This window comes from Pseudoalteromonas obscura, assembly GCF_030135505.1.
Taxonomy (GTDB): Bacteria; Pseudomonadota; Gammaproteobacteria; order Enterobacterales; family Alteromonadaceae; genus Pseudoalteromonas; species Pseudoalteromonas obscura.
The window spans coordinates 36,943-57,637 of record NZ_JASJUT010000008.1 but is presented as its reverse complement, the minus strand read 5'-3'; the positions used below and the strand labels follow the sequence as shown (position 1 = coordinate 57,637).

The 20,695-nt window shown below is 37.2% G+C and carries 18 protein-coding genes and 1 pseudogene; 15 read left to right on the top strand and 4 right to left on the bottom strand.

What is annotated here, in order from left to right; all coding sequences use genetic code 11:
- Positions 1 to 1,094: 1,094 nt before the first annotated feature.
- Together QNM18_RS17440 and QNM18_RS17435 are read left to right on the top strand one after the other, a co-directional pair.
- Positions 1,095 to 2,156 carry a serine hydrolase domain-containing protein gene (locus tag QNM18_RS17440; RefSeq protein ID WP_211008484.1) on the top strand — a complete coding sequence of 354 codons (1,062 nt, stop codon included), beginning with the start codon at positions 1,095 to 1,097 and terminating at the stop codon, positions 2,154 to 2,156.
- 189 nt (positions 2,157 to 2,345) lie between these two features.
- Positions 2,346 to 2,819, top strand: coding sequence for a hypothetical protein (locus QNM18_RS17435; RefSeq protein WP_211008485.1), 474 nt, complete (start codon positions 2,346 to 2,348; stop codon positions 2,817 to 2,819).
- 62 nt (positions 2,820 to 2,881) lie between these two features.
- On the opposite strand, the gene QNM18_RS17430 is transcribed toward QNM18_RS17435, so the two are convergent.
- Positions 2,882 to 3,115, bottom strand: a complete 234-nt coding sequence (locus QNM18_RS17430; protein ID WP_284137946.1) for a hypothetical protein — start codon at positions 3,113 to 3,115, stop codon at positions 2,882 to 2,884.
- Here QNM18_RS17430 and QNM18_RS17425 point away from each other — a divergent pair.
- Positions 3,116 to 3,283, top strand: a pseudogene (locus QNM18_RS17425) (IS3 family transposase); the annotation flags it as partial.
- 58 nt (positions 3,284 to 3,341) lie between these two features.
- Here the strand turns inward: QNM18_RS17425 and QNM18_RS17420 are convergent.
- The 3 genes from QNM18_RS17420 to QNM18_RS17410 form a co-directional block, all read right to left on the bottom strand.
- A complete protein-coding gene (locus QNM18_RS17420) occupies positions 3,342 to 4,676 on the bottom strand; it encodes a HEAT repeat domain-containing protein (protein WP_284137945.1) in 1,335 nt (444 codons plus the stop codon).
- Positions 4,677 to 5,719: 1,043 nt separating this feature from the next.
- Positions 5,720 to 10,324, bottom strand: a complete 4,605-nt coding sequence (locus QNM18_RS17415) for an RHS repeat domain-containing protein (RefSeq protein ID WP_284137944.1) — start codon at positions 10,322 to 10,324, stop codon at positions 5,720 to 5,722.
- Between the two features lie 7 nt (positions 10,325 to 10,331).
- Positions 10,332 to 10,781: a hypothetical protein gene (locus tag QNM18_RS17410; protein ID WP_211008489.1), complete on the bottom strand. Its 450-nt coding sequence runs from the start codon at positions 10,779 to 10,781 to the stop codon at positions 10,332 to 10,334.
- A 716-nt stretch (positions 10,782 to 11,497) separates the two neighbouring features.
- Here QNM18_RS17410 and QNM18_RS17405 point away from each other — a divergent pair.
- From QNM18_RS17405 to QNM18_RS17350, 12 genes are all read left to right on the top strand, one after another.
- Positions 11,498 to 11,857 carry a hypothetical protein gene (locus tag QNM18_RS17405; protein ID WP_211008490.1) on the top strand — a complete coding sequence of 120 codons (360 nt, stop codon included), beginning with the start codon at positions 11,498 to 11,500 and terminating at the stop codon, positions 11,855 to 11,857.
- A gap of 152 nt (positions 11,858 to 12,009) precedes the next feature.
- Entirely contained in the window at positions 12,010 to 12,324 is a 315-nt protein-coding gene (locus QNM18_RS17400) for a hypothetical protein (RefSeq protein ID WP_284137943.1), read from the top strand.
- A 485-nt stretch (positions 12,325 to 12,809) separates the two neighbouring features.
- A complete protein-coding gene (locus QNM18_RS17395) occupies positions 12,810 to 14,303 on the top strand; it encodes an RICIN domain-containing protein (RefSeq protein WP_211008492.1) in 1,494 nt (497 codons plus the stop codon).
- Positions 14,304 to 14,803: 500 nt separating this feature from the next.
- On the top strand, positions 14,804 to 15,262 hold the full coding sequence (locus tag QNM18_RS17390; protein WP_284137942.1) for a nuclear transport factor 2 family protein: 459 nt from the start codon (positions 14,804 to 14,806) through the stop codon (positions 15,260 to 15,262).
- Positions 15,263 to 15,472: 210 nt separating this feature from the next.
- Entirely contained in the window at positions 15,473 to 15,982 is a 510-nt protein-coding gene (locus QNM18_RS17385) for a demethoxyubiquinone hydroxylase family protein (RefSeq protein WP_284137941.1), read from the top strand.
- 584 nt (positions 15,983 to 16,566) lie between these two features.
- Entirely contained in the window at positions 16,567 to 17,052 is a 486-nt protein-coding gene (locus tag QNM18_RS17380) for a rod shape-determining protein (protein WP_211008495.1), read from the top strand.
- Positions 17,053 to 17,747: 695 nt separating this feature from the next.
- Positions 17,748 to 18,563: an alpha/beta hydrolase gene (locus tag QNM18_RS17375; protein ID WP_284137940.1), complete on the top strand. Its 816-nt coding sequence runs from the start codon at positions 17,748 to 17,750 to the stop codon at positions 18,561 to 18,563.
- A gap of 71 nt (positions 18,564 to 18,634) precedes the next feature.
- Positions 18,635 to 19,018 (top strand): hypothetical protein, encoded by a 384-nt coding sequence (locus QNM18_RS17370; RefSeq protein WP_211008497.1) that lies wholly within the window; start codon positions 18,635 to 18,637, stop codon positions 19,016 to 19,018.
- Positions 19,019 to 19,042: 24 nt separating this feature from the next.
- Complete coding sequence (locus QNM18_RS17365) at positions 19,043 to 19,477, top strand: hypothetical protein (protein ID WP_284137939.1); 435 nt, start codon at positions 19,043 to 19,045, stop codon at positions 19,475 to 19,477.
- 237 nt (positions 19,478 to 19,714) lie between these two features.
- Complete coding sequence (locus QNM18_RS17360; protein WP_284137938.1) at positions 19,715 to 19,957, top strand: hypothetical protein; 243 nt, start codon at positions 19,715 to 19,717, stop codon at positions 19,955 to 19,957.
- 130 nt (positions 19,958 to 20,087) lie between these two features.
- Positions 20,088 to 20,228, top strand: coding sequence for a hypothetical protein (locus QNM18_RS17355; RefSeq protein WP_284137937.1), 141 nt, complete (start codon positions 20,088 to 20,090; stop codon positions 20,226 to 20,228).
- Positions 20,229 to 20,460: 232 nt separating this feature from the next.
- Entirely contained in the window at positions 20,461 to 20,637 is a 177-nt protein-coding gene (locus tag QNM18_RS17350) for a hypothetical protein (protein WP_023398020.1), read from the top strand.
- Positions 20,638 to 20,695: the final 58 nt, after the last annotated feature.

Here is a 20,695-nt window from a genome sequence, read left to right as displayed (position 1 = left end):
GTATGTAAAGCCAATTAGTGGCTCTAGGTAGCCGCCATCGGTGTGACAACTGAGTCAAAGGTCAGAGTTCTTTAAAGGTTGGAGTTAAGATGAGAAATAAACGAAAAGGAAGTATTAAAAAGAGCTAGGGTATTAGGTTCGAAGTCAGAGCAGTTAGAGTTAGTTGAACACAACACGAAATGATACCTAAGAGCGTTTTGAAATAAATGTTATGTTTAAGAAAAAAGAATAATATTAGTGTGTTTGCTACTTTTTAGTTCGCTCTCACTAGCGTGTAGGCCTTGTAGTGAAGAGGCGGAGGATAAGCAAACGATGCTAAAATTTTGATAAGTCATATACTTTGCCAGAGCGGACTAGTTTTTCTCTTTTCAGGCTGATATCGGCCATTTTAAAGCTAGCAATATTAAAATAATTGAATTTTGCCCAGAAGGTCTATTGCTAAAAGTTGTAGAGGAAATGATTTAAAAAACACAATATAAACGCATTACCAAAAAGCCAGAGCATATAACTTTTGACAGGTAACCTCAGGAATTAAGTTTTGTATTTCGTTTACCTTTTAAGTTGAAATAAGCAGTAACATAAAAACAGTAAGCACAAATAAAATCAGGGAGCGTTGCTAGTGTCTTACGAACTTTAGCCAGCTTAACGCGCCTATACCCGGTATTGAGAACAAATGGTAGTGCATTGAAAATAATCGCCTTTTTTATATAAGACTGCAAGAGCTTGGCTGCGCTGCAATCCAGAAGCCTGACCAAATGTGTCCTGCCTTCTTATGAATTGTTGTATCTCAACTCAGAATCAATTAGTGCTTCATGTATCAACAGCCAACAAGTTTGATATGGTTGTTATATCGGTAACCTCACTGTTACGAGTGTCTATAGGCTCGATAGTTCGTACTTGACGGGATAATGGAATAGCGACAATATTAATTTAAATATCCAAAAGCTAAGATCACATGGCCATTGCTGGGATGCCTCTGAAGATTTGGGTGCCATCATAAAAAGGCTAGAGCATGTTTGTGGCTTAATTACCGATCGTAATAACCTGACTATATTACACCGGGTATATTGGAGAATGTTCCATAAGGAGGATGAGTGTATCCATTAATCTTAATACTGTTTTTATTCATGTCTTTTAATGTACTCGCTAATAAAGTGAATACTTATGACGAGTTGACAGAGGCTCTTGAGACTATTCGTGTCAAAAATGATATTCCATCCATGTCTGTCGCAATCATTACATCTGGTGAAGTAACCTATATTAAAGGTTTCGGGTTTCTTGATGAAGAGAAGACAAAACCAACAGACTCAAAGTCACTGTACCGTATAGCTTCGGTTTCTAAGCTATTTACTGCTCAAGCTATCATGCAGTTGGCAGAAAAAAAGAAAATAGATTTAAATGATCAAGTCGGTCGATATTTACCAAGCTTTGCACAAAGCGGTATTACAATTAAGCAGCTACTTACTCATTCATCAGGTATAAATGACAAAGTCAAACCAGTAAACTTTGAAAAGATGAGAACAGTAAGTTCATACTTAGGTATAGTTAAACAATCATTACAAATAGATGTTGAAAGTAAAAATTTCGAATACAGTGATGCCAATTATAATATCTTAGGTGCGCTAATCAGTGCTGTTTCTGGAGAAAGTTATGAGCAGTACGTACAGAAGAATATTTTAATGCCAGCTAACATGGATAAAAGTGGCTACTTTAATGGTAAAAACTCATATATTTTTGAAACGAAACCCACATACAAAGGTAAGTTAATAGATAAGTCAAAACAGAGGCCTTATGACCCATCGTTTAATCCAAGTGAAGGGCTAATTTCTAATGTACACGACTTAAGTCAATGGCTTAAATTAACGCTTACCGATGAGCCACTTATTTTGAAGAAGCAAACATACAAAGAGATGTTGCAGCCTCAAGTTAAAACTTCATGGGGAGAAATATATATGGGGTTGGGTTGGCAAGTATATAAAAGTGCGGATGGCCAAATTGCTAGACACCCAGGCAGTATACGAGGTTATAAATCACTTGTTCTTACTTACCCAGATAGCAAAAATGCGTTGATCCTACTTACCAATTCAAGTAATACTCCACGCTGGGAAATTGCAAAATCTATCACACAGGCTTTAAAGGAGAGTGCTAAGTGGTAGTTGAATGTACACACTGTTTAACAATTGCAAAATCGAGTTTGCTTGAATTCGGTCGTCGTTAATTTAGTCAACCTTGAAGAAGGTTTAAAATAATGGTCATTAAGTGTTTAAAGCCGGTAATGATTGCATAAATTGAACAGCCAGTAATAAGCATGAGTAAGTAAAAAGAATTTTTTATCAGAGGGTATTGTGTTTAAAGTAATTATTTTAACTATTGTAATAAGTCTATATTCTAATTTTGTTTCTGCAAAAGGGCAGTTATCTGGTTCATGGAGTTGTAGCGCCACAACTGAAACTGAGCTCCCAGCTAAGATAGACTCATCATTCTTACTTGTCGTCGATAAAGATGAAACTAAATTTACTCGTCGTGGCCATATAGTGGTGCCAACAGGAATAAATGCAATCCCAAAAATAGAATTGAAAACAGTTGAAGCTGGTCTGCTTTTTGTTGACGGTGTGAACATAAAAGTTGTGCCAAACAATGTGGATTTAGAAGTTGTAAAAGGTAAGGAAATATTTGGTGCTGCAGCTGTAGAAGATTTTAAAAAACACCTCTTAAGTGAAGAAGTTGGCGTTATTATAAATCAAGCTGAAGATTCATTTGAATTTACCGTAGAAGAAGGCAGGCAAACAAATCATTGTGTAAGAGAAGTTAAGATATAACACAAAACTGACAGTCCGCTTATTGCTATAAGCGGACGTTTACTTTTAAAGTGGCTACTAATTTACTTTTCCTCTAGAGAAAACTTTTGTGCATTAAAAGAAATCTCAAAGGTATCTGTAGTAAAAACATATTTCCCACAGCCATCTCCAACTAAACCCAGAAAGCTTGAAAGATAATCGCTGACACTTTCATCAAAGTACACGATCTCAACATCTACCAATTCATCGAAAAAGAGAATATAAGCAACTTTTTCAGAATCTGGTGATTCTCCTAGAGATGCAACTGTAACCCCCATAAACTATCCGGTTCGCTAGAAGAATTGCAAAAGGATCTGGACGAATGGATAGTTTATTACAATAATGACCGAACCCACCAAGGGAAAATATGTTGTGGCAGGACGCCGATAGAGGCACAACTTAATGGAAAACAAGTTTGGACTGAGACAAATTTAGTTCAAATCTAAACTGACAGTCACCGATAAAAAACAGGTAACTGCCAGATTAAGTTTGAGATAATACAGTTTAGTTTAAATGTCTTTGAGAGTTAATCCAATCCAGTGCGTCATCAATTTCGGCAAGCACAAAAGTATGTGTTTCCTTGTTTTTAGCTATTTCTAATTCAGACTCGATTATAGTGTGAGAGTTGGGGTTCCAAACACTCCAGACACCTCCCGCCACATTCGCTCTTACAAGGGCATCTTTGCTTTTTAGATATTTCAACCACTTTTCTAAAAACTCTTTACGACCGCATCTGATAAGAGCTTGATATAATCTGGTTTTTTCAATTTCAGAACACTTTTCAATGTCTAATTGGCTAAGTTGCGTGATGACTTCATCTCCTTGAATTTCTCCAAGTGCGTAAATAGCATCCAACCTAACCAGTTCGGAGTCATCGTGTAAGCACTTGGAAATTAAGTCAATTGACTTATTATACTCCCAATCGCCTAGTACACTTATAGCTTCAGCTCTAACTTCTTCATCCTCATCATCTGCTAGCGCTACAACTTTATCAAACACTTGTTGAGGAGGCCTATTGGGCATGGCTTTCTTATTAGGTTTTGATCCGGAGCCAATACGTGTTAGCACTCTAAATCGAATGTCACTATCAAGGTTTTCCATAAGTTGGATAATTACTCCCCAATCTATATTATCGCCAGAAAACATCTCCGCAATTTCGTTTATAGTCTCTTGTTTCTCGATGCGATATTTCAAATCGGCAAGTTCATTGTTTATTGCTTCATTGTTCAAACTAATAAGACTTTTAGAGACAAATTGATAAGTTTTCGCTAAATCAAAACGCTCAGTTAGGGTACATAAATTCTCTAAAACACTTATACATGCTTCAATACTTAACTGCGATATATCAATTTTATCCATTGTTAGTAATTCATCATGCCCCAACCTCAACAAAGAATTAAAAGCAGCTGCCTTTAAAGTATCATTGCTTTCACTTTCCATTAAATCAGTTAGAAGCTTTGAATCACTTGCGACACCAACATAACCTAAGCAGCTGATTGCTTCTTCACGTACATCAATATCTTGGTGCTGTAAGTTGTCCACGCAAATATCTCTAGCAAAAGAACAATCGATCTCTGTTACAGCGGCAATTGCCTCTACTACCTCGTCACAAATATTTGATTCAGTAGCATGACGATATACATCAAATATCTCTTCAATAGGGTAATATCTAGCAACAAATTCAGATGGAGAAAAGTCATCGGCCAGCTTCTCCAAAGCTACTAGCCTTGTTTCTAAATCCCTTACTGTGCAATGATCAATTACTGTCCCTAAGTTCTCAAAAAAGTTATTGGATAATTCCTTTATTTCAGATGGTCTAAGAAAGCTTTGTTCATTCATGTGAATTCTTTAGTGGAAGGTCTTGTCTTATCATTTTACTTCCACTCATATTTATCGTGCGTATGCACTTCTGAAGTGCATACGATACAGTTGAACTATCTAAAACCCATATTGCAAAATCCAATCACTCTCAGCAGTAGGTCCAAATAAAGTAAGCATCAGATCCAATTTAAATTGGCAGGTCATTCCGAAGAAAGTCAGCACATAAAAAAGCCAACGTTTTAGGTTGGCTTGTATCACAAAGTGTATCTTACTCTAGGCAAATTTACTCATACACAAAATGCAATACCTGACCCCTTTATCTGCATATCACGAATATTACTATTTTAAGTGGAACGGTTACAACCTTGCGTTAATTAATAATTACATAATAAAAAATATTATTACTGGAAAGAAAACGATTAGCGACAAGTAAAAAATAGCAAATCTTCCATTTGAATCGAAGATGTACCTATTTATATTTATAACAAAGAAATAGTATATAATCCAAAATAAAAAATATATAATCTGATTTAGGTCAGAGATAAGTGAATAAAAAAACAATGTAAGTGGAACCCATATGGCCACGCGGATAATTTTTAAAATCATATAATATTTAATCTTTATGCTATGATTAAAATCAGCCCTAAAGTTATCGACTTTATGACTATGGCTGTAAATTGAATTTTTAACTAAATTGTTATCAGGTAAGTAATTTGCAAAAATTCAAATTTGTTTTTTAAATATTACTTCCAATTGGTTTGTAAAAGCTATTTTTAATATCTTAAGCACATCTAACTTCATCAATTCGATCGTTAATTGTACTTACTCTTAAAAATCATTTTATCACATAGACCCCTCATGACTGTAAATGTTTTTTATACATTACCTTCTTCTTCATAAAGATTTAACAAATCATTCCTTGTGTTGAATTTATATTGCTAGTATAAAGGTGAAGGTACCCGTTTAATTAAAATTCTAGCAACTTTAATAAAAACGGGTAAATAAAACTTTCAAACTAAGACGTTAAATTAGCTTAATGTGGATTAATGTCAAGTCATGCTTTATTGCTTCTCAATTGTAAGAGGATTAATCCTAATGTCAAATTGACCTCCAGTTAAATGTTTGTTGTTGCTATAATCAAACGGAAATTCAGTAACGTCTTCTTGGTCAGATTTTTCACCTTTTTTACTTTTTTTTCTATTTAAACCTTCTTCAATAACTATCCAAGATAGATCATCACCATCAGTTTGTTCACATGAGTCGCATGTCCCTGGTGCTATTACTTTAGCATGAAATAATAATTTAAATATCGCAAGCTTTGAAATTAATAATGCATCTTTCTGAGGCTTCCATTTCACGAAACCCCCTGTTGACTCCTTTACTACTTTATTAAAAAATTTATCCTTAAAGTTAGGAGCACTTCTATAAGGCCCTTCTATCGCCATTGGTGCTCTACCAATTTTGATATATGTAGTTGGTAATTTCGGACTTAGAGCGCTTTTTGCTTTTTTACCATCAGGGTCTGTATATTTATAAGGATTATTATTGGCATATGCATAACGATTGAATCCATGTATCCCATTTTTAGTACTAAAGTGGCCTAGAGTATCAATGGGATCATTCGAGTAGAAACGACCTATGACTGGATCATAGTATCGTGCCTGCATATAGTTTAAACCGAGGTTTTCATCATACTCATGGCCTGTGTAACCAATAGTATCTCTAGCCCCTTCAATACTTTCACCGAAAGGTCGATAATGTTGTTTACTGTTGGCTAAGGAAACAGTTGGTACGTTGCCGTACTTTGCAATCAACTTGGTGCCTAAATAAATATAGTTAATACCATTCCCAGTGAGTGCACCTGTTTGGTTGAATAAAAGTCGGCCGCTTTGATTAAATATGCTATATTCGGTCTTACCGCTTTCTACTTTTTTGACTCTGCGATTAAAACCATCATATAAATAATTATTACCATTCGCTGTTGTTACTTGGTTTGCATCATTAAAGCTTAATGAGTACTTTCCATTGTTTGTGATATTTCCTCTGCTGTCATAGCCGATATTGCTATATTTACCACTTACTCCTGAAACAGAAGTGAGTCGATTGTTATCTGCATTGTAGGTATATGCAAGATTTCTGTTTTTACTTGAATAGCTTGTAATATTGCCCAGTACATCATAATCGATATCACTATTGCCTATTTTACTACCAGCGGTTACTTTGGTGAGTCTATCAACACCATCATATTGCATGCTTGTTATAGAATAGCCTGAATCAATGCCATTTAATATAGATTTAACGTTTCCATTATTATCGAAGCTATATGTTAAATCTAAAGCATTAATACCCGCCTTTAAATCAGTTACCCTTTTAGGTAAGTTACTATCCGTGTATAGCTCTAGGTTATGTTTTACGCCATTGCTGAACTCATAGCTCTTAGCCATACCATTGGGGTAATAATTTACATTTTTAATAAAGCTCTGCTGCAGTATGTTGTTACTATTATAAGCGGCGACCGACTGTGCCTCGCCGTATGCGTTTGGCATATATTTAACTTTTGATCCATCTGGATAAGTAATAGCATTAATATTTTCCACAGAATCATAATCATATTGCAGTGAGATAGGAGTCTGATCAGAGATAGTTATAATCTCAGTTTCTATCAAGTTCTTATTATTATATGTATAAATTTGAGTAACATTAGACTTAATGAGTGCGGTTAAATTACCATTATTGTCATACCCCTGTTCTAGATCTAAGGCCGTTCCTGAGTAGTTAGTCTTATGTAGTAAACCTAAATTATTATAGGTGAAGTGTACACTTCCTGCGGGAGCAGACGTTAAACATGCATTATAACTAGTGCCCTCTTTCTTCCATGCTATTTGGCCTAGTGCATTGTACTTCATGACAGTGTTGCCAACATCTGCTCGCTTTATTAAGCATAGTTGTTTGTTTGAGTCATATATACGAGTTTCTGTTTGTTTTAAAACTTTATTTGCTGAACTTGCAGAATAAACGTTGCTTGGGTTAATAACACGAGGATCATGACAACCCAGAGGCTCTATAATGTCACAAATTGGTGGATCTGGCTCAACTCCACCATCGTCACCACCTCCATTGCCACCTCCGGTTCCCCCACCTGAGTTTGTTGGCGCTTCATTAGATTGAGTAATCGATTTAATAAAGCCACCAACGTCTCTTTGTAAAGTTGTTAAAATCGACTCAGGTGAGGCAACTTGTATAACATTCTTATAATTGGGCCCGTGATAGCTTAGGAAAGTTTTAGTCGTTTTATTACCTTTGCCATCAGTCTCTTCCATTCTATGGCCTGACAAATAGCGATAGTAAACTGTTCCTAAGCCAGATTGTTCAGTTCTGATACGGCGATTTAAAAAGTCGTAATGATACCTTGTACCAATCGTTTCTGTTTGGCTGTCACTCATTATTGATTCAAATGCCAGACGCCCAAATTTATCATAGCTATAGACTTTGTAACGTGTATTGTTAAGTGCTGTTGGGTATTTTAAATCTCGATACTTTTTCAGAATAATTTGACCATATGCATTATATGTCTCTTCGATTTGTAGCTCGGAGTTTGCAGCACAACCAGACATCGAGTTGTTTAATGTACAATGTGTTATTGTCTTTTTATTATTTGTATCATCCCAACTATAAAGGGTCCCTAGCCATGTACGCCCATAACTCGTATCATTTTCTGTCTTCTCAGAAATCAGCCTCCCTAATTTGTCATATTTGTATTGAGACTTAGTACCATTTTTATCGGTATGTTCTAAAACATTACCAAATGAATCTGCCAATTTAATCTCTTGGATAGTACTATCAGAAGTGGCTTTGTATGAAGTAGTTGTCCTTGGTACGTTCGCATTGTATTCAGCACTGTAAGTAGTTGTTATTTTTCCGCTACCAGATAAGCGGTAGTGATTCAGCGTTTTACTTTTTAATGCCCCCTTTGAGCTGCCTGCTGCATGATAAGAATAACTTTCTTTCAGTTGTCCAAAGCTATATTTATGTTTAATGTCTAGCGTATTTGGATCAAGGGTAAATTGAGTCTCTGCAACATAGCCACTATCACTGCTTGAATACTCCTTTTTATTGAGGTTGTTTGTTATCCAATGGGTTTTATTGTGAGAGTACGAATTTTTTGTATACTTGGTAGCACCAGAAAAAACTTGTGAATCAATTCGATTTGCAGGCAAAGTTGCAGAGCTTGAAAAGACTTCTTTTTGCTTTGTTAAGCCGCTATACCTACCATATGCCAAATAGTCAGTGAAAAACGTATCGTAACCGTCGTTTACCCTATAACTTGTATATTCTTTTGATTTGCGCGAGCTTAAGCAATAACTTGGGGAAACTGTAAAGTCCGGACCTATAAGTTGCTTATAACATCCGCTACTGCCAAGATAATAGTGCTCCCATTGGGTTTCTCTTTTGGCGAGCAATTCACCTTCTTCCCATCGTTTATTATGCACCCAACCTACACTTAAATAAGGTCCTTTGTATATCTCCTGTTTGTAGATGCGAGCGCCATAGTCTGCAGGAGAATGAATATAGTTGACTTGAGTCAAAGCGTGTGAGTTGCCATCTACGTCATACTCATAAGAGATCGACATATGACCTTCTAAGCCTGGATAATTTACTTCTGGCGAAGTTAATGTATATTGAAAACGTCTTTCTTGAATATTTGGCCCAGTAATCTTTTTAGAGCTTACAGTAAGGCTATTTCTACTTCCTTCCCAATAGCCTTGATATGTATACTCAACTTTCAAGTCAGAAGGAAAAGTAATACTAGCGATAGAGGTTAATGCACCGCTAAAAGCACCAGTATGAGTGAAAGTGGTAATCCGCTGCTCCGGGTCAATAACTGTACTTATTTCACCCTTAGAATTAAAATTAAATGTGGTTATATAGGTTTCATTATTATCATCAACAATTAATTGTTTAGTTTGAGAACTATTAACTTCTCTTACTTGAACTCCGTTAAAGTTAATGTTCTGCTGAGTTAAATCAATTTTTAAACCATATTTATCTTCTATAGAAACGGGGCTCCATGAATATTGATTGCTACGTACAGTTTTCCGAGTTCCAAATTTGATTTTTGTTCCATCATTAAAAACAACCACAGGCTTGGATGACTCACATTTTAATACGGTGTGATCATGAAATAATGCAAGTGTGCCTGAAGGCATATTACTGCTGTTAAACCCTAAGGGTTTCGACTGTTGTGGTAAGCCTAAGCCGAGTTGATTGAATTCAAGACCGGATAAACGACCTAAACACCCAAAGGTTCTTGTCGTCCTGTCTCCTCCAGTAACTGCGGTTCCCGTCAATGATACCCCGAGTCTATGACCATTAAACTTTTTAAAGATGTTTACTGCACCGCCTTTAAAACCTTTCACTTCATATCCGACAGAAAGGGTACTTCCATTTGCAGCAGGGATCGTTTTTATGTTAAATGAGTGAGTTAGCTTTAAATCCTGAATACTTATACTTTCAGAAGGCAAATCGCTATAGTAATTTTTAAATACAGAAGAAAAATCGCTGTTGTCCTCGCCACTACCATTACCTGGTAAGTGACCCGTATCCGCTAACACCGAACTTGAAGCTAAAAAAAAGGCTAACGAACTAACTTTTTTTATTATTTTCATAATTTTACTACTCTTGGGTCTCTGCAACTGGGCTGCCTAATAAATCTGTGTGAATGAAAGTCACTTTTTTTCTAGGTGCGAAGCTAATGGAAGCTTGGCCTGTGTTTTTACAGGTATTTATGTTGCAGGCGATGACCCTGAACTCATAATTACCACTTAACTTACTAAGAAGAAACTTGTTCTCATTCACAACAAATAGGTCGACCCACTGGCCTTGACTATTTAAAACTTGAATTTGGTATTTACTTGCATGCTCGATATCTGCCCAAGTCACGTACGTAACACCAGAAACAATATTCGTGTTGAAATTCGTAGCCGGAGGAAAAGGCACTGAAGGTATAAATGGAATTACAAAAAATATGCCACCATTTGAAATAGGTATCCATGTGGTTTGTGCTTTCACCATTAAGGGAAAGTTAAGAAGTAACACCAGTAAAGTTATTATGTTTTTTTTCATTTACAAGCTCCATACAGAAAATGCAATTATACAACAAAGTAAGGGTAATTAACTTCCTTGTTAACAATTAGGGGATCATTAAGATGTTTTTTGTAAACAAGTTGCTTGGAAGTAGAAAGATCACTGTGATTTTTGAATGGCCCTGATACTCAAATTCTCCCCTGGAAGCGACTTATTTGCAGATGTAAGGAATACGAAAAAATGGTTGATTGCATTAACTATCTTGAAATTAACCTGAATTTCAGTGCATTGGTTTTTAAAATGCGGTTTGAGAACCGTAAGCTGATTTGAACGATACGTTCCCGTTTAGGTCATTGAACGTTCTTGATATTTAGGCTCTTCCATTTATTGCTCAAAACTAGATTGGTGCGTTAATGACATTATTTCGTGGGTTTTTTAAGCCAGTATTGCCTGCCGCTCTTTCAATGTTTCGATATATTGGACAAAGTAAATCACCTATTACTTTGTTAATATATACAATAAACCATTGATGGTGTGATATAACTATTTGATATGTATAAACATATTGGCTTAAACTAAGTTTGTCTGGCCGTGTATTGTCGATATGCTAACTTAGTTGGAGCTGATGATGAGATAAATGAGGCAATCTGTCTAATGCAGTAGGGTTTTGCGCTGAAGGCCGAATTTTTGTGTGATATTTGGTTAAAGTGGGGGAGTCTAAGCCAATCTACTTTTGGAGAAATAGCGGAGGGGAAATGGGCCAACAGCAAGTGTATGGGGCAAATGCTTTTTGTAAAGATGCTATATCGAATTGGTCTGTAGTCGAGCCAGAGCTTCCTGAGTGGCAAGACGAAGTACATAATTGCATGGCGATTTTAGCTGATGGATTAAGAAACCAAACTATAAGTGCTACCGAGGTTTTTTGTTTTCTAGAATCAGTGCTAAGCCGTACAGATGTTTGTCCAGAAGTAGAGAATGCAATCGCGATATCATTCATTGAATACAATGAATTTGAGACATTAGGGTTATCAACAAAAGCCACTCCCTTGGTTGAAGATGTTCTTAAGAAGCAGTATGAGCGTTGGCAAAAAATACATAGCAGTGCGAGTAAGTGAAGTGCCTAACAATTGCGAACGTGATCCACAGCTTAAAAGGTGCAAGGCTCTGCGGGTGAGGTAAAAGTGAAATTTAAGTTCGATAGAGCTAAATATCAGGTTGCCCATCCAAAAGGTTTTTAATTACAGGTGTTTTAGATTTCTTACTGGGCTTGTATTTTATTTTGGTTGGTATCACAACTTTTATATCCGTATTTTTTTGGATACACAAAGGGGGTTTTCCACCAGCTTATTTACGAGCAAGAGAAGCTGAAGTTGTCGAAGTAAGTGATACTGACATCAAAGTTTGTAATAAGTTGACTGGCTATAGCGCAATCAAGAGCTTAACTGAAATTAAAAGAGCTAAGTACAGAAAATACTTTGGCTTTGAAGTTGTCATTATTGAGTTTGATAACCAAGAGCGTTTTGAGCTTATATGTTATAAGAATTCAAAACAGTTAGAGAGCTTATTAAATAAAAAGGATTAATAAAACAGCTGTATGTTTAGGTAGAACCCGTTGAGTGTTATTTGCGGATTTTCAGATTGTTGCGCATTTAATACAGTCGCATTGAAGCCACCACGATTACTCAGTCGAACACGCCCGCCTTAACTGTTTTTTAATCCATGATCTTTAGATTTAAATTAGAGCGAATTGCTTAGCGCAAGGTATGTTATGGATTCATTGTGCTGGAATTCACTATCGCTACTACTTTAAGCGTCATAGCAAGCCTGATCTTATTAATTGTAATTGAATATACCCCCGGTATAGGTCCAGCCAAAAGTAGGAGGTATGTGATATGAATTTTCATTGTTTTATTTTAATAGGGAGGTGTCCTGGTTGAAATTTGATCTTTAAAGTTAATTTATTTGTTAAATTTGTTGTGTTTTTTGGTGTTATTAAGTTAAATAAGGTGCCGCAATCAAATAAACTCTGAATACATGCGGCATATATAATAATAAAGGATTTAACAAATGAAAAAATTAATACCGATACTGCCGGCATTGCTTGCAGTGCCTATGCTATCTCATTCGGCAACATGGGATGTATTGCACAAATGGCATGTTCCTTCAAAAGACGAGCAAACACAGGATGTTGTGTGGAACTCGCGATTGAATAGAACCGTGGTGTTTAGACAAGTAGATAATACTTCTACAGTTTCGCTTTGGTCTATGAGCGGAGACAATGATTACTCTCTAAATAAAACCTCAACAATAAAGCAAGGTTGGGACTATGCAGATGGTTACTATTTTGCGTTCTCAAATAGAATCCATGCATTTCATGATTGTACCCACTCACCTTGCGCTACTGGGAAAATGAATGCGAACAAAGTATTTAACTTAGTTCAGCCAACTCGCTCTTCTGGCAATATCAAGATTGATACAAATGGGCAGTCATTTTCAGGTTGGCACACATGGGCAGGTGCAACGGATGGAAATCACGCTATTACAGTATCATTTCCAAATTTACAAAGTGGTAGTTATCAGTCAAATACTAAAAACTATTTACATGTATTTGTTTACCCGTTCAACACTAAGTCGTTAAATTCAAATAGCAGCACAATACAACCTATCAGTGCGTTTAAGGTTCCGGCTATATATAGTCGTAATCAATATGTACAAGGTGCCGAAATTGCAAATGGCAAAGTGTATGTTCAGCTAGGTGGTCTGCACAATTATGACAATGACTACAAAAACGTCATTTTAGAATTTACGATGGATGGCCAATATATCCAAACACATGAGTTTGAAGCGAAAAAGCCAATCAATACGGGAAGCACAGAATCTAACTACCCAAGCTACCTTCACGTCGAATATGAAGGCTTGATGGAAAAGCACGGTAAAATTTATTCTCAAGTGTACTACCAGTATGGCTGGACATCTAAAACAACAAAAAGCTTAGTGTATGAAGCCATTGATTCTAATCGAAACCTTTCAACCAGAGTTAGATTTGTGAATAAAGCTAAACCATATGGGTCAGCAGACGACAAAAAAGTGTGTATTGACGGTGAAGGTTCAACAACGAGAGCTTGGAAAGACCAAAATGTTCAGTCATTTTTCTGTGATGGCGGACCAGATCAAGTATTTGAACTTTGGCGTAATGGCAGACCTTTAGGTGAACGAGAGATTGGCAAAACAGGTAAAGTGCCACAGTATGATACTTCTGGCAATGAGCTTTGGTTTGAACTTCGCCCAACTTATATCGTTGAAGGCAAAAGCGCGCCAAGCTTGTGCTTAGATGCGTCGGGCTATTCAGGTGGCAAAAAGGCCAATGTACAATTTTGGGATTGCCAAAACCTGCCTGATCAACAATGGCAAATGAAGACTGACGGTAGACTGGTTAATAAACAGCAGGGTATGTGTCTAGATATTAGAGGCTATGACGGCAAGTCAAACGTGAATATCCAGCTTTATCCATGTGACTATCACTTAGATCAACACTGGACTACAGAAATAACTTATCTATAAAGTGAAGACTTTATTCTAACTTACCGCATTGCCTAGCTTTTTAGCTGGGCAATTTCATCTCTAGGTACCCTCCTGTTTTTTCCGTTTTAGAAAGCGAATAAGCGAATTACATAAGATGACTTGCAACAGTGGCAACCAATAAACCCTTTATAACCCGCTAACAGCTCAATATTCCACTTTTGGTTGTAGCATAAATCCGAAGAGCAATAAGCTAACGTTTGACCGGGAAAAGCGGGGCTTTATCTGATTCCTTTGACATTACTGCAAGAATAATTAAGTCTAATTGAAGGCGAAAAATCAAACACGGATAGATATAACAAGCACGAGTAGATACTTTATTCTCCCATTTTTTGTGGGAGTTTCTGGTTATATTGAAATTGAAAAAGCCATTTTTTTGCACCTGTTTGATAGCATGAAAATCAACGAATACGGTAGTATAGCGGTGTTTTATCCGTTAGCTTACCAATTACAAACTCCTATAAATTGATAGGGAAATTAAAATGATAAAATTACTTTCCGTGGCTGTTGCTGCTTTAACATTTGTTGCATCTACAGCGAGTTATGCAGAACCAATAACAGGCAAAGAATATCAGGCTGTTGTCGAAACGGCTTATAATTACTTCAATGGCGCTGCAAATGGAGATCAAAAGCTGCTTGCCAAAGCATTTGACCAAGAGTTTGGGCATGTAAAAATGATTACAAAGAGTAAAGAATCAGGCAAAGAAAGCATCAAATCGGTACCGTTAGACGAGTTTTCGGGTTACTTCAAAAAAGCGACCAAAGACAAGTGGGAAGCTAATATTTTGTCTGTTGACATTGTTGACGACCAAATGGCTATGGTAAAACTTGATTTTCATACACCTAAAACACATTACATTGATTATTTGGTCATGTATAAGCGCCAAAATGAATGGCGTATCATTAATAAAACTTTCGTTGCTAAGAAGAAATCGCAATAATTAGCTGATTTGCAATACACCATGGCGTCAAAATTGAGCTTACTGGTGCTATTTACATTGTTCCACGGTAGAACAAATAGCTTGATACCAAACACCGCTATCTTAATGCTTGGGGTTTGGTATCAATTCAATATGTTTCCTGTATTAATTAAGCGAAAGTGCATCAGAGCTTTGCCTCTGCCTAAATTATGTAATTAAGCCGGGTTAAAAATGAAAGAAGTAGATAGAATACTGAGAGTAGATCACGCAGGTGAGTTTGCAGCTATAAATATCTATCGCTCTCAGTTATTTATTGCACGCCATTTGTACCAAGATATTGTACCAATACTTGAAGAAATGCTAAGCCACGAGAAAAAGCACTTTGACACCTTTGATCGGATCCTAAGTAGTCGGAATATTAGACATTGCTACGCATTATCTTTTTGGGCATTTGGGGGCGCTACTCTTGGCTTTCTAACCGCTTTAGCTGGCAGAAATGCTATTTGGGTTTGTACAGACTCGATTGAATCTACAGTATTGCACCATCTTGAGTGGCAGCTAGATTTTTTAGAAAAGCATGACCAAGAAGTTCATGAGGCTGTTTTAAGTATCAAAGTTGATGAACAGGAACACCGGGACTTTGGTCGCTCTCAGGGCTCCAACTCGAATATATATAGACCTATATTTTGGGTTGTTAAGAAATCTACGGAGTTTGCCATCTGGCTCAGTACAAAGTTATAAAAAGGTGACAACCAAATTCAACTGAACTTGCTGTTGAGCTCCAATTTCAAGGTGACACTTTATATATAATCAGCGCGACTGATGTCTTTATCACCAAAAGCAACAAAGAGTATAATCCCACAAAGCAAGTGGCGAGCTCGCGCATCAATGATAGCCGCATGTGATTTTGAACACAAAGTTTGTCGGCACATCTCAAACATTGCTCTTTTGTTGGCTTTTTATGAGTTCATGCCTTCACAAATATAATGCACATCGTTATCATCGCCTTTTTCGCGAGTCCAATTTTAGTTAGGCTGCTATCGAATGTGGTTAGTTCGTAATTCCTTATTATAGCCCTAGTGTTTTACCCTTAAAGTAGAGTCAGTTAGGTGACTAGAAAAAGAAAGGCTGGCAAAAGGTTGGCGTGTATTATTTGAGATGTCTTATCATCAAGCCACATTTTAAAAGTGAACCACTGCGCTTTAGTTGATTAACTATTGGCGAAATCGATACCCGATCTTTAAATTTTTGATGGTTCATGATTAAGTGAATTACGCTTGCGATATTTAATACATCCGCTTTAATCATTAGATTTATATTGAAGTATGAGTATATTTACATTTATTAGAGGAAAGCTCTCAAACGACCTTTATATTCAAGTTTGGGAAAATAGAATTAAAGTCAGCAACATTCAATCTAAAGAAGTGTATGATCAAGAGCCTTTACTGGCAGTTGAAGTTAAACCCAATGGCGCGAAACAAGTTGTAGCGATAGGCAGTGCCTGCAAAAATTTGGATAAAAAGAAATATATAGTCGCCAATCCATTTTCTCACCCACGGGTCTTGTTGGCAGACTTTTACATCGCAGAAAAGGTACTTCAGCACGTCGTGAAAGAAATGCACACAAGCCAGCGTATTTCTCCGGCACCAAGGATTATATTTCAACCTATGGAGAAAACTGAAGGTGGATTGAGTTCCGTAGAGGAGCGTGCCTTTCGCGAACTCTGTGTGGGAGCTGGTGCTAGAGAAGTGATTATCTATACGGGTAATGAGCTGTCATTACACAATTTAGATTTTGATAAAATCAAATAGAAAAACCTGTAAGTGTTTGATAAAGGTTAACTCTATTCCCTAGTGCAAAATGTAGGGAAAGAGAAAAGCAGTATCCATTATTATATTTTGAGCGCAAATTAGGTGCTGGATGTAATGGATTGCTGCTGATTTATTGGTTCACTATTTGTTTGAAACAGGTAAACCACTGGACGAATTTTTCTACCCATCAGCATATCTATTTGCGCATAGTTGTGTATTTATTATAAACAGACGCTTACTTTGGTCCGCAACTCTAAGTCACTTGACACACAGGCTTGTATTGGTAATTTGGTAGGTGCTGCGAGTTGTGTATTATACAATTTTGCCCAAGTGCCAATTTAGAGCATGCATATCGTTTAGGCTACACAGTACCCTAGGGTTTTAAACCCGTAATTTAGCCATGCTAATTAAAAGCTAGGGTGCGTTCGGTGCATAGAGAAGCACTTTGAAAGAAGTGAACGGTGATTTACTTGATCTTGTAGCGTGGGGTGTGAGTTGCAAAAAGCACTAAAAATAAATCCCCAGAAGCTTTCGATGCAGTCGCATTTACAGAAAAAGGCTGCAAAGATAAATTAGGTTCATATACGAGTGCTACGTTTTTACGGAACGTGCATAAAAAAGCAACTAAGCAGGAATTTAAATTACAACTTTAAGCGCACTGGCTGAGCGCAAAAAGAGCAGGGAGCAATAATTTCATGACTAAAAATTTTTCAGTCTTAGTATTTTCGTTATTACTATCTGGGTGCTCATTTAGTGGAATATTCTTTCCAATTGATAATAGGCCCGATGAGCAGAATATTGGAAGATTTGAAGCAATATCATTGACTGCATCGGATGGCGCCAAAATCAAACATTATCTATTTAAGCCTGAAACAGAGCATAAGGCGACAATTTTTGCGTTTCAAGGAAGCGGTTCAAAAGTGGTTAATTGGTATAAAGTAATAAAGCCACTTGTTGATGACGGGTATCAGGTTTTTATGATGGATTATCGTGGATTTGGTGACTCTCAGGGCACAGCTGATCACTCACTCGTTGCACAAGATGCGAGCAACGCATTGACCTACTTGGTAGGCCGAAGCGACGTGTCAAACCGACCTGTTTTGGTCTTGGGTCAATCATACGGTGGACAGGTCGCAATTTATGTTGCCCATCAACACTCAGAGTTGGTCGATGCGCTAATTACAGAAGGCACCTTTACTTCATTTAGTGATGAAGCTGCCTATTCATCCCCCTGGATTGTGAGGCCTTTGATTCGGGCTATTTTTACTGAACCATATATTGCAGCGGATTTAATTTCTGACATTGAGATACCAATGTTAATTGTTCATAGCTCGAATGATAAGATTGTACCGTTTCATATGGCACAAACACTGTATGCTAGTGCAAACAGCGAGAAGCAGCTATGGGAGATCCGAGGTAAGCATGTAGCTGGGCTGATTGATTTACCTCAGGAGTATATCTCCAAAGTAAATGGCCTGTTGTTGCTTAGCCACCACAAAGCAAGCCGCTGAATACAGATGCGAATACTGTGTTTGGCACTTTTTGATATTTGTCGAGCGTGTGAAAGACCGCGAAGGAATTTATGGTTAGGTTTTTAATTTTTGCATTGTCGCTTTGGCCACTGTCAGCTTTCAGTTTGGATATTAGTTGTCCTACAGCAGAGCAGGAGCTGTCTAAGGTTGATCATCAGATATTAAGCTTAAAAGCCAGTAATTATGGCAAAAGTCAAACTAGTTACACGGTTACTTTTCCTGCAAAGTTTGATGCATATGTGGCAAGTAGTGCTTTGTTACTTGTAGGCGATAAAGTTGGTTGGCAACTGTTAGCGCCTCTTGCGCTTGAGCAGGCTTTTCATAGTGATGAAGAGCTTTTTGTTTACGTAGCGGCTTCATCATCGTTTTCACCGCGTAAGTATGTGCAGATAACATATGGCTCATGCTTTTCTCAAACTATTGAGTTACCGTAGCCTTTGCTTATATTAAGGTCTTCTATGTTAAAAATGATTGTCCGCTATTTGTGCTATCTAAGTGTTGGGTTTCGAGGCGTGTTATTCATTTTAACTTTTTCAAACTTCGCATTTGCACTTGATTGCTCATTTGAAAAACACCAAAAAAACTATAATGTAGAGTCTGCGAAAAGTGATGCGACTGCTAGTTATGAACGTGATGGCGTGATGTTCATTGCAGTAGCAACTGGTTTTGTCCCTGAACGCCCTGGATTTGCACGTATAGCCTTGTCTAAGTGCCTGATACTAGATACCAAGTGGAAGACACTTTGGGTTGGGGCTGACAGTAGCATATGTACAAACCATCCTCAAATGGTTGAGCAAGCTGTTGACTATGCTTTGCGTTTTAACCAGCAAATGCTCAAGCATGCGAGCACCAGTAACGTCTACAAATGTACAATACAAGGTACTCAAGGTTAGCAATCATCATGCAAGCAAATTGTTTAATACGGTTTGGCTAAGTCAGTTTAGGTATACCGAAAGCGCCATTTACCGAGGTTCAAACCTACATTAGAATTCTCGCTTAGTCTATTTAGGTGGTATTTCCGTTTGCAGGTCCGGCTTCTACATTGCTGTTATTATCCAAGGCGCTAAAAGTGATTTGAAGTAAGAAAAGATGACTGTGTAGCGCGATTTAATATTTCAGGAGTGATAAAAATGGTAAAAGCGCTGCGCATGGTAAGCGTATTTTTGATCGTATTGGGTGTGTGTTTATTTTTGGTAGATTTTCTTCCGGTGAATTTAACCGCATTGGAGGGGGAAGATGTATATATGAAAATTGTACCCGATGATACATTTTCCATTGTAAGTTATCGACTTGCTATTTTAATCACGGGCGTTGTGGTCTTTATGACTCTTCAGCTTAAAGCTGCACTGGACGCTAGAAGACAAGGTGAGTAACACACGCTCTGAGCACCAAATTGCCCATTACACTCAATTGGAGTGTGCAATAACATATCGATGGCTGAGTAATTATAAAGTAACTACAATAATCAAATGGTTAAATGTGCTTTTTGTACGCTAGTTGCTTATGCAAAACGCCGCTATTGAACAGACACTTCGGGACGAATTTAAAGAGCACATAGCGTCTGTGCAAAATGTCGAGCAAGATTTTAATAACTACAGAGATAAATTATGTCGTAACGCAGAGACGACGAACACAGACGAATGAAGACAAGTGGAGCTACTTATTACACTGCTTCAACAGGAGTTACTGGCTGGGCTTTTTCTGTGTATTAAAGAGGTATTACTCACAAATCTCCCTCTCAATCTGCTTACTTACATCAATGGTAGACATAAACACTGTTTCATTATAAACCGTTCGTTTTGTAGCTTGTTTTCCACTCAGTAAAGCGTTATAAAGTTTTATACATTGTTGTGTTACTTGCAGTAAGGATATTTAAATGGCTGAAAATGAAAATAACAAAGCGATTAAACCGAGCAATATGGGACTAGCAATTGCGATGGGGGCAGGTGTCGGCATTATTTTTGGCGATGTGATTTTTGATAGTGTGGGCGTCGGCATTGCCGTTGGAGCTGGTATTGCCATCGCGCTTAGTCGCTTCAAAAGAGCAACATGAAGTAAACTAGATAAAATTTAGAAACCTCCACATACCTAGCTATGCAATCAGAACGGAG

Excerpts from the sequence above, each read along its gene's own strand:
- QNM18_RS17375 (WP_284137940.1), top strand. The coding sequence starts at position 17,748 with ATGACTAAAAATTTTTCAGTCTTAGTATTTTCGTTATTACTATCTGGG.
- QNM18_RS17350 (WP_023398020.1), top strand. The coding sequence starts at position 20,461 with ATGGCTGAAAATGAAAATAACAAAGCGATTAAACCGAGCAATATGGGA.
- QNM18_RS17415 (WP_284137944.1), bottom strand. The coding sequence starts at position 10,324 with ATGAAAATAATAAAAAAAGTTAGTTCGTTAGCCTTTTTTTTAGCTTCA.
- QNM18_RS17405 (WP_211008490.1), top strand. The coding sequence starts at position 11,498 with ATGGGCCAACAGCAAGTGTATGGGGCAAATGCTTTTTGTAAAGATGCT.
- QNM18_RS17365 (WP_284137939.1), top strand. The coding sequence starts at position 19,043 with ATGTTAAAAATGATTGTCCGCTATTTGTGCTATCTAAGTGTTGGGTTT.
- QNM18_RS17370 (WP_211008497.1), top strand. The coding sequence starts at position 18,635 with ATGGTTAGGTTTTTAATTTTTGCATTGTCGCTTTGGCCACTGTCAGCT.
- QNM18_RS17360 (WP_284137938.1), top strand. The coding sequence starts at position 19,715 with ATGGTAAAAGCGCTGCGCATGGTAAGCGTATTTTTGATCGTATTGGGT.
- QNM18_RS17390 (WP_284137942.1), top strand. The coding sequence starts at position 14,804 with ATGATAAAATTACTTTCCGTGGCTGTTGCTGCTTTAACATTTGTTGCA.
- QNM18_RS17385 (WP_284137941.1), top strand. The coding sequence starts at position 15,473 with ATGAAAGAAGTAGATAGAATACTGAGAGTAGATCACGCAGGTGAGTTT.
- QNM18_RS17410 (WP_211008489.1), bottom strand. The coding sequence starts at position 10,781 with ATGAAAAAAAACATAATAACTTTACTGGTGTTACTTCTTAACTTTCCC.
- QNM18_RS17430 (WP_284137946.1), bottom strand. The coding sequence starts at position 3,115 with ATGGGGGTTACAGTTGCATCTCTAGGAGAATCACCAGATTCTGAAAAA.
- QNM18_RS17380 (WP_211008495.1), top strand. The coding sequence starts at position 16,567 with ATGAGTATATTTACATTTATTAGAGGAAAGCTCTCAAACGACCTTTAT.
- QNM18_RS17420 (WP_284137945.1), bottom strand. The coding sequence starts at position 4,676 with ATGAATGAACAAAGCTTTCTTAGACCATCTGAAATAAAGGAATTATCC.
- QNM18_RS17395 (WP_211008492.1), top strand. The coding sequence starts at position 12,810 with ATGAAAAAATTAATACCGATACTGCCGGCATTGCTTGCAGTGCCTATG.
- QNM18_RS17355 (WP_284137937.1), top strand. The coding sequence starts at position 20,088 with ATGCAAAACGCCGCTATTGAACAGACACTTCGGGACGAATTTAAAGAG.